The organism is Ignavibacteriota bacterium (genome assembly GCA_016218045.1).
Lineage (GTDB): Bacteria > Bacteroidota > Ignavibacteria > SZUA-365 > SZUA-365 > JACRFB01.
The window spans coordinates 81768-89618 of the sequence record JACRFB010000018.1; the positions used below are offsets into that span (position 1 = coordinate 81768).

Below are 7851 nucleotides of genomic sequence, written 5' to 3' on the forward strand. Positions count from 1 at the left end.
TCGCCGTGTTATTGATCCAGGTACATCACAAGGTAAACTTCGGCGTTGTCCTTTTCAACACGACTCCGGCCATCCCCGGCCTCGTCTCAGAGGGCGATCAGATACGCGTAACTGATTCCGAAGAAGAAAGGTCTGTCTGTGCCGCGAGAGGACAGTTCAGACGTTGGGTACGAGTCATCCCACGAAACGGAGCGTGTCACGGCAAAACGGGCATACAGTTCTATCATGGAGGGGTGGATACGGAAGATAAAGGAGACGAACACATGTATGGCGTCCACCCAATTCGAAGTGGACCAGCGCGCACGGGAGAGACCATGGTCTATAAGTGGATACGTGTCGGTGAGTGGTTTGACGATGGATATTCCCGCCGACAGCGCCGGGCCAAGTTCGGGGATGCGCCCTCGTTCGTTAAAATCGACAAACAGATTCATATCCAGCAGAAAAAATGGCTCGTTGGCGCGCGAACTGTTATACAGTGAGAAATCGGGAGACATCCCCGTGGACACACGCCAGTATGTGCCCAGCCCGGAGAGCAGAGGGATCCGTCCGACATACCCCACGGTAAGAAATGGACGCGGTGCCAACACGTCCGCATACGACGGTGCACCAAACGTCATCACTCCCGCCTGGAGCTGCAGCCAATACGCGGATTCATCGACGTCCGCGGTTGCCGTCTCTCGTACCTGCGCATGTAATTCTCCGGATAGAAGCAGGCAAGCAAGCAGGGCGAAGAGATACGTGACGATGCTGGGTGAGTTGGTGAACTTTGACGTCTTCATTGGCAAGCCCTCCCTCTGTCGGTGACGGGAATATGCGGAAAATCTCTTCTTCTTGCCGGATCGGTTTTCGGGGGAGAAGTCCGCCACCCGGTCCAGTCCTCCATAGTGAGGTAAATATGGAGTTGGTTCTTGTCGCACCGATATTGACAGGAAGGGGTCTAGACCACCTTGGAACTGCGGTTGCTTGAATATTAGGATATTAGTACGTTGCAAACAAAGTTAGATGTACGGGCTGAAAAGAAGTGGAGAAGAGCAGATGCGGATGAGAAGCTGCCATAGATCATGCCAGAAAAAGGTTGAATGAGAAAGTGAAGCCTACAGCTAAAATACGAGACACGATATTCATTGGCCATGCCAATCCTGAAGACAATGAATTTACTTTATGGTTGTATGGTAAATTAAAAAACGAAGGATATAGTGTCGAGTGTGACCTCACTTGGCTAAAAGGTGGCGAAGCTGATTACTGGCAAGTTTTGCAGGACGTACTCGAAAATAAGACATGTAAGTACCTACTAGTTCTCTCCAAGGATACATTTACAAAACAAGGGGTAATAGACGAATGGGAACAAACCAAAGTAATCGGAAGACGGTTAAAATTATCAGATTTTGTAATGGTGCTTAAAATAGACGATGTGAATTTTGATGTAAGAATAGGTGTAAATGTTAAAAATCATTTTAGATTTGATGAATCGTGGGCAAAGGCTCTGAAAAAACTATTATTCAAGCTTCATAATGATAATGTCCCGCGGAATGAAAAAAGACCGCTCTCAGTTGATGATTGGATAAAAAACAGATATTCAACCGACTCGTATATTTATAAAAGGTACGAGGTTCTGTATTCGAACTGGCTCGCAATTATAAATACGCCAAAGCGGTATTATGTGTATGAATATTCGAATGCCAATCAGGTTGAAGCAGTGCTCGACGAAATACATGAGTATCCTGCAGTAAAGCATGATAAATATCTAATAACGTTCTTAAGCGACGTGCCTTCATTCAGCCGGGAGCATGGTTTTGATATCCCGTATTCAAAGCGAACCATAGTTGATAGCGTGTCAATATTCAACAATATTGACTACACAGACTTTCCAGTGCTCGCTGATCGAAAGAGATTTTTTGTGCGTCTGTTAAATGTTGCTTTCGAAATGTTTGTTGAATCCTTAGGTCTTGCTTCTGTAATAATGTCAGGAAATAAGAAATGTTACCTGTACCTGGACAACCAGCTTGTAGGCAACAAGGTACACTTTGAATACGAAGGGAAGCAGACATGGAAACAGCTTGTGGGAACATTTTATAAGGCGAAATGGCATTATGGAATGAGTTGTAAAGCCATGTTATACCCTCAACTTTGTTATGTTATGAACGCACACCTGTTGTTCTCGGACGAAGGCAAGAAGATTTGGAATGACTCAAAAAAACTTCATCGTGCGAGACGATCTAAGGGGAAAGCATTCTTCAACGCAGACTGGCGGATGTTGATGCTTGCATTCTTGAATAGCCTAGCTGATGAGGGCAATGAAATACACATACCATTGACACCGAAATACACTTTGAAACTGTCATCATGCACGATGATGTTCGAATCAACATGGGGTTTTGACGATCCCAAGCAGTACGCCAGATTAGTGCCGCTAGACTATTATGATAACAGTGCAGATGAAGCAGGGAAGGAAGAAAACGATGAATGCGAAGATGAATAAACCTAACGCGAATCGTTTGCAAGTCCTCCATCTCAAAGAACCAAAACTGCGATTCGGCTATAACCAAGAAGCAGAAGACCCGAGAGATGGCCTCACTTTGTTTGGGCCTTACGATAAAGGCTGTATAGATAGTTTCACTGTTGGAATCATTGGAACGGCGGACGGTGTCAGGCGTTGCAAGGCGTGGCTAAGAAAAATCGCTAAACCAATTTATCATCCAGTTCATGATATTGCTAAGCCGTTTTTTCCCGGATTTGAGGAGGTCTTTGGTATAACGATTAATACACTTGCGATACCTGAACTTAAGGTCGATGAAAACAAATTAGAAACATTCTACCGTTACGATGACCCTCATGTAAGGGTCGGCTCGATAGTAGATCTGTACGTTGACAAGCTGCTTACGTACATCAAAGAAGGCGAACGTACGCCAAAGTTGTGGTTTGTTGTAATTCCTGATATTGTCTACACTCTGTGTCGGCCAAAGAGCTCTAATCTATCGGAGAACTTAATTCGTGTCGGGATCTCTGATGAGTATACGCGGCAAATTGAAGGAATGTTTGAAAATGAGGAATACAAACGATGGAGAATTAATTACTACTACGAGAATCACTTTCATAATCAGCTAAAAATTAAATTGCTCAAGCATCGCCTCTTGACTCAGATCGTCAGAGAAATGACAATTGCATTCCACGAGTATTCGAATCTGACTGAAGCAAAAAGAACCGAAAGAAGAAAGCACGAGACGGCAATAGCATGGAATATGGCCACAGCTATGTACTACAAGGCTGGAGGACTACCTTGGAAATTGGGAAGAATACGGAAGGATGTGTGCTATATAGGACTATCGTTTAAACAAGACAAAAATAATAAAAATGAACGATATGCATGTTGTGCCGCGCAGTTGTTTCTCGACTCAGGAGATGGGACTGTGTTTAGAGGTCGTGTTGGCCCATATTATAACCCTTTAACACGTGAATACCACCTTACTAGAGAAAAAGCATGTGAATTACTAAAATCGGTATTAGATACCTTTCGATCGACGAATGAAGGGAGAATGCCTCGTCAGATCTTTATTCATGGTAAAATACAATTCGAGGATGAAGAGTGGTCTGGGTTTGAAGACGCGTCCTGTGGCAAGGTTCAATTAGTTGGTGTTCGAATCAGGCAAGAAAGAGTATTCAAACTATTTAGGTCGAGCACGTTTCCAATTATGAGAGGCTCCTGTTACGTAAACGGGAAGCGCACTGCTTATCTGTGGACAAAAGGATTCATCCCGCGACTACAATCTATACTCGGCTTAGAAACACCAAACCCGCTTAGCATTCAGTTGGTTCGTGGTAGCGAGGACATTGTTACTGTTTGTAATGATATTCTTTCACTTACAAAGCTAAATTACAATTCATGCGTCTATTGTGATGGTACACCGGTAACTCTGAAATTTGCTGATGCAATTGGTGAAATCCTTACCGCTGGTCCAGAGGAAAATCTTGAAATACTGCCGTTTATGTATTACATATAACTATTCTTCCAGATTGTGTAATATATATGGTCAGAAGACGAGTGCAAGCCTAGTCGAGTGAATTAGACATTCAGAGCGAACATAGCTAAAGCGACAAAGAAAATATACGCCACAAAATATGTACAATGTATGGTGTGAAAATCACTATCCAAGGGCCTGTCTTTCCCAACCTATTAACAGGTTCGATAATGGTAGTCACTAGGTCGATTGAGTTGTACTAGCTAAGATTAGAACTGGCGGACGGTGGCTCTGTCAGTCCGATTCGAAGTCGTAAATGATGTTTGTAATGTATCGAGGAAAAATTGTTTTGCAGGCGGCATAGAGGCGAGAAAAGCCTACGCAGACGTCTTACCTAAGCAGTCCTAACCCGAGTGCAGCCTGACGGTGTTGTAAGTGGTTAGCATACGACGCAATTCTATAGGATCTCCTCGATACTGATGCAGGTGAACCGCCGGAACGCCACGGTATAGAACACGGATTGGATCGTCATATGAGAAAGCTCGTAGGTACCGTTGGTTAGCGTAAGCCGCGTCTCCTGGGAGAGAGGACGAATTCTTCCAGGGCTCGATACAAGTCGTAGTAATGATGCTTGCGTACGCCGCATAACTCGGTGCCGCATCCAGTGCCCAGGCGTAGCAATCGCAAGCCGTGTTCCACATAGAATGGTTCTACTGCTTCCGAGCCATGTACACCGCCAAGGCTGTGACTTTTCAAGATGGTCTCGATATCATGACGCCGCCAAGTTTCCTGCCCGCTGGCCGTAGGGGTCAAGGAACGCGTATTTGCGAGGTTCACTTCACACTTTGGACTGCCGTAGGTTGGTTCCACGGAAATCTCTCACGGGACTGCCTCTTCGATGGACGTATCGACACGGTTCTTCAGGAACGGCTTTTTGTGCGACATATCCTGCAAGGCGAGTTCACCGCCCAGATCGAACAGGTCGCTGAACCTGTAGTAGCTGTCACGAGAATAGCCCATGATCTTGCACGCCTTCGAGACGTTCCCGAGACGTTCTGCAAGACGGAGCAATCCGAGTTTGTTCCCGATGAGTTTCTGTTGCGTGGTCATCGTCACACGGTCCTTTCGTGTGGTGGTTGATGATACGCGTCTGTCAGATATTATCCTAACTTGTACAGAGTCGGAGTGATGCGCTTGTTAGCTTGCTTCCAATCACACATTCATTCATTAATTATTTTTTGAATGGGATAAAAATACCCTTTCCTCCATCCATATTTTTCCGTCATTTGGGCTGTTGGACAACAATGCGCATCGTCTTGACGCCAATATGGCGCCGTAATAATAATTGTCTTGTTCACCACTTGCATATCACCACCCTTTTCACGCGATTGATGAAACAGCTCTGTAAGACGTCCATTCCGTATTGTGAAAACATAATGCTCAGCGCTTGAACAAATCGTTCCATTGATTCCAAGTTGCAATGTAAAAGCAGCGTCCGTAACACCATCCGCATTAAAATCGGAATAGCATATTCTGCCTAATTTTGCACTTAGAACAACACTTTCTTTCCCTACATTTCGTTTTAACTCCCCATTTGACAATTCAACTTTCTCCTCTGAAAATATGAAAGTATGATTTCCAAAGTTCACATCCTCCACCCTGGCTCTGTGTGTTTGGGCTTGAGCACAAACACAGATCAAAGCAATAAACACACTTGAAAGAAGCGACGACGTTGCCATATAAATTGTCTTCCGATTCTATCTATTTGGTGTCTGCAGTTCGCTGTATTTACGCGATGTGATTACAGCAAATTGATTCAAATCATTACATGAAACCGATATATCGTTGGTGCCATTGCAACGCAGATTAATGATAAACACACTCCCACCCCATTCATCCCAATTAACAGTATGAGTACCAACCCGAATATCATCTAAATCAGTAGATTCTCCATTCTTCTTCACGCTTCTCGCAATTCCTCGAACACTGAATGAGAATGGCCCACCGAGTACCCATAAATATTCAACGCAATTTAATTTCATCTCTTTGATTTCAATACCTGATGGAACTCGCAATTCAGCTGACGCTTTATATGCGCCAATGAATATAATTCTTTGGTAAATACTACTTGATTCGCCATAATATACAACTGATCTCCAAATTGCCGCTTTCCAATATTTAGATCGTATAATATTGACTCTATGATAGTTTGGTCGTTGATCCATATCGGTTCTGGTCGAACGTATTGTATTTAAAACCTGCGACAGGTCGGCTTCAAGAAATTGAATTTCATTGAGATGCTTCCCTTTATCATCGGATAGTACTGTGATTCTCCCGGATTTTTCAACAAACGCCTTTGTCGATTTGGAAAGCGACAAATAAATGAACTCGGAATTGGACTTTATTACATCAAAGTGATCTTCAGTGGCCTTTTCTCGAATATCACCAAGATTAAGTGTTTCTCCTTTTTCCAAAGGAATATATGTTTGTATTGCGCAATTGACTGGTGTATTGTCGGCATTACTTTCTTTGTTGCTAATAGGCCGGTATTTCGAACTTTCTTCTGGGATGCCATCTGAAGAATATGTCCCCTTATCAGATCCTCCACATCCGAGAAGAGAAAAGACGAGAATTAAGAACAGCGGAAAACAATTGACCTTTTTCATTGGAGTCTCCTGCGGTATGATTATTTGAAGGTACCAGATTTTGCTAACGTGATTCGAAATACTTATACCTCACGCCTAGCAACAATTAAGCGAACCCGCATAAAATGCGGATTTCAAAATCCAGTAAGTCTAATGCGCATGTGATTCATGCTGTTAGAATACGGCAGGTGTACCCATTCAAATTCATTGTACGCGCACCGTGTCCTTCGTGTCTCAGGTTATGCGGGTCCAGATAACAACAGTCAACAACTAGAACACGACCGAATGTCGATGCCGATCGAATGCTGGGCCGATACCACGCGAGACACCCTCGACAGAACCCATCCGCCTCGGTCGTAAATTCCCGTTGCCCCGTTTCACCAATGTTTTGAGGATCAATCACGTGTCGCGCTGCCCTCAGCGTTGTGGATGCGGGCAACATACGGTGAGGCAGGGTGAATGTCAATACGTGTTACTATGGGGTAGGGAAGTTAATATCCGCCGGCCCGGGGTGCAGTGATAAGAGTCGGGGTCGCGTCTCGTTGTGGGGTGATCGACGTGAAAATGTCGTTTTCGAGCCGTAATCGGTGTTTCGCACAAAAACATAGTGTGGTGACACGGTTGCAGAGTGTGGTGACTGAACTCGCAAGGTGCGGAAACACAATTTCAGTGTGTGTGACCGAACTCGCAGAGTGTGATGCACGTTTTGCGAGGGGAGTGAACGAACTCGCACACTACTGTGACTGAACTTGCAGAGCCCGGTGACGACTTTTACACTGTGTGAACGAACTTGCAGTCACCGGCACCGACCTTGCGAAGTATGGAAACACTGTGCAGAGCATAGTGACGGAACTCGCAAAGACCGTGACTGAACTTGCAGTCTCTGTGAACGAACTCGCAGAGTGCGGGAACAACTTTTGACCAAGACGTACCGAAGTCGCAGAGTGTGCGCACCAATCTCGCAATGTCAGGCGCCGAACTTGCAACTGCTGTGAACGAACTCGCAAAGTGCGGTGACACATCTGCGACTATACGCACCGAACTTACATTGATGTGAACTGAACTCGCAAAGACCTTTTTCGCAACTGCGAACGACGTTTTCGCGTGATGTGTACAAGTTAGGATAATATCTGACAGACGCGTATCATCAACCACCACATGAAAGGACCGTGTGACGATGACCACGCAACAGAAACTCATCGGGAACAAACTCGGATTGCTCCGTCTTGCAGAACGTCTCGGGAACGTCT

7 protein-coding genes are annotated in these 7851 nt (G+C 44.9%); 3 read left to right on the forward strand and 4 right to left on the reverse strand.

All coding sequences use genetic code 11. The features are described 5' to 3' along the window. Positions 1 to 86 precede the first annotated feature (86 nt). Positions 87 to 779, reverse strand: coding sequence for a hypothetical protein (locus HY962_06330; GenBank protein MBI5646531.1), 693 nt, complete (start codon positions 777 to 779; stop codon positions 87 to 89). Positions 780 to 1087: 308 nt separating this feature from the next. On the opposite strand from HY962_06330, the gene HY962_06335 reads away from it, so the two are divergent. Beyond that, positions 1088 to 2479, forward strand: coding sequence for a toll/interleukin-1 receptor domain-containing protein (locus tag HY962_06335; GenBank protein ID MBI5646532.1), 1392 nt, complete (start codon positions 1088 to 1090; stop codon positions 2477 to 2479). Then, complete coding sequence (locus HY962_06340; GenBank protein MBI5646533.1) at positions 2460 to 3998, forward strand: hypothetical protein; 1539 nt, start codon at positions 2460 to 2462, stop codon at positions 3996 to 3998. Before HY962_06335 ends, HY962_06340 begins: the two co-directional genes overlap by 20 nt. Positions 3999 to 4835: 837 nt before the next feature. Here HY962_06340 and HY962_06345 read toward each other — a convergent pair. The 3 genes from HY962_06345 to HY962_06355 form a co-directional block, all read right to left on the reverse strand. After that, on the reverse strand, positions 4836 to 5066 hold the full coding sequence (locus HY962_06345) for a helix-turn-helix domain-containing protein (protein MBI5646534.1): 231 nt from the start codon (positions 5064 to 5066) through the stop codon (positions 4836 to 4838). A gap of 110 nt (positions 5067 to 5176) precedes the next feature. Further along, positions 5177 to 5695: a hypothetical protein gene (locus HY962_06350; protein MBI5646535.1), complete on the reverse strand. Its 519-nt coding sequence runs from the start codon at positions 5693 to 5695 to the stop codon at positions 5177 to 5179. An 18-nt stretch (positions 5696 to 5713) separates the two neighbouring features. Then, a complete protein-coding gene (locus HY962_06355) occupies positions 5714 to 6622 on the reverse strand; it encodes a hypothetical protein (protein ID MBI5646536.1) in 909 nt (302 codons plus the stop codon). Between the two features lie 759 nt (positions 6623 to 7381). Here HY962_06355 and HY962_06360 point away from each other — a divergent pair. Then, complete coding sequence (locus HY962_06360) at positions 7382 to 7522, forward strand: hypothetical protein (protein MBI5646537.1); 141 nt, start codon at positions 7382 to 7384, stop codon at positions 7520 to 7522. Positions 7523 to 7851: the final 329 nt, after the last annotated feature.

Bases quoted from the DNA above. Each gene is read 5' to 3' on its own strand.
- HY962_06355 (MBI5646536.1), bottom strand. From the start codon at position 6,622: ATGAAAAAGGTCAATTGTTTTCCGCTGTTCTTAATTCTCGTCTTTTCT.
- HY962_06345 (MBI5646534.1), bottom strand. From the start codon at position 5,066: ATGACCACGCAACAGAAACTCATCGGGAACAAACTCGGATTGCTCCGT.
- HY962_06340 (MBI5646533.1), top strand. From the start codon at position 2,460: ATGAATGCGAAGATGAATAAACCTAACGCGAATCGTTTGCAAGTCCTC.
- HY962_06330 (MBI5646531.1), bottom strand. From the start codon at position 779: ATGAAGACGTCAAAGTTCACCAACTCACCCAGCATCGTCACGTATCTC.
- HY962_06350 (MBI5646535.1), bottom strand. From the start codon at position 5,695: ATGGCAACGTCGTCGCTTCTTTCAAGTGTGTTTATTGCTTTGATCTGT.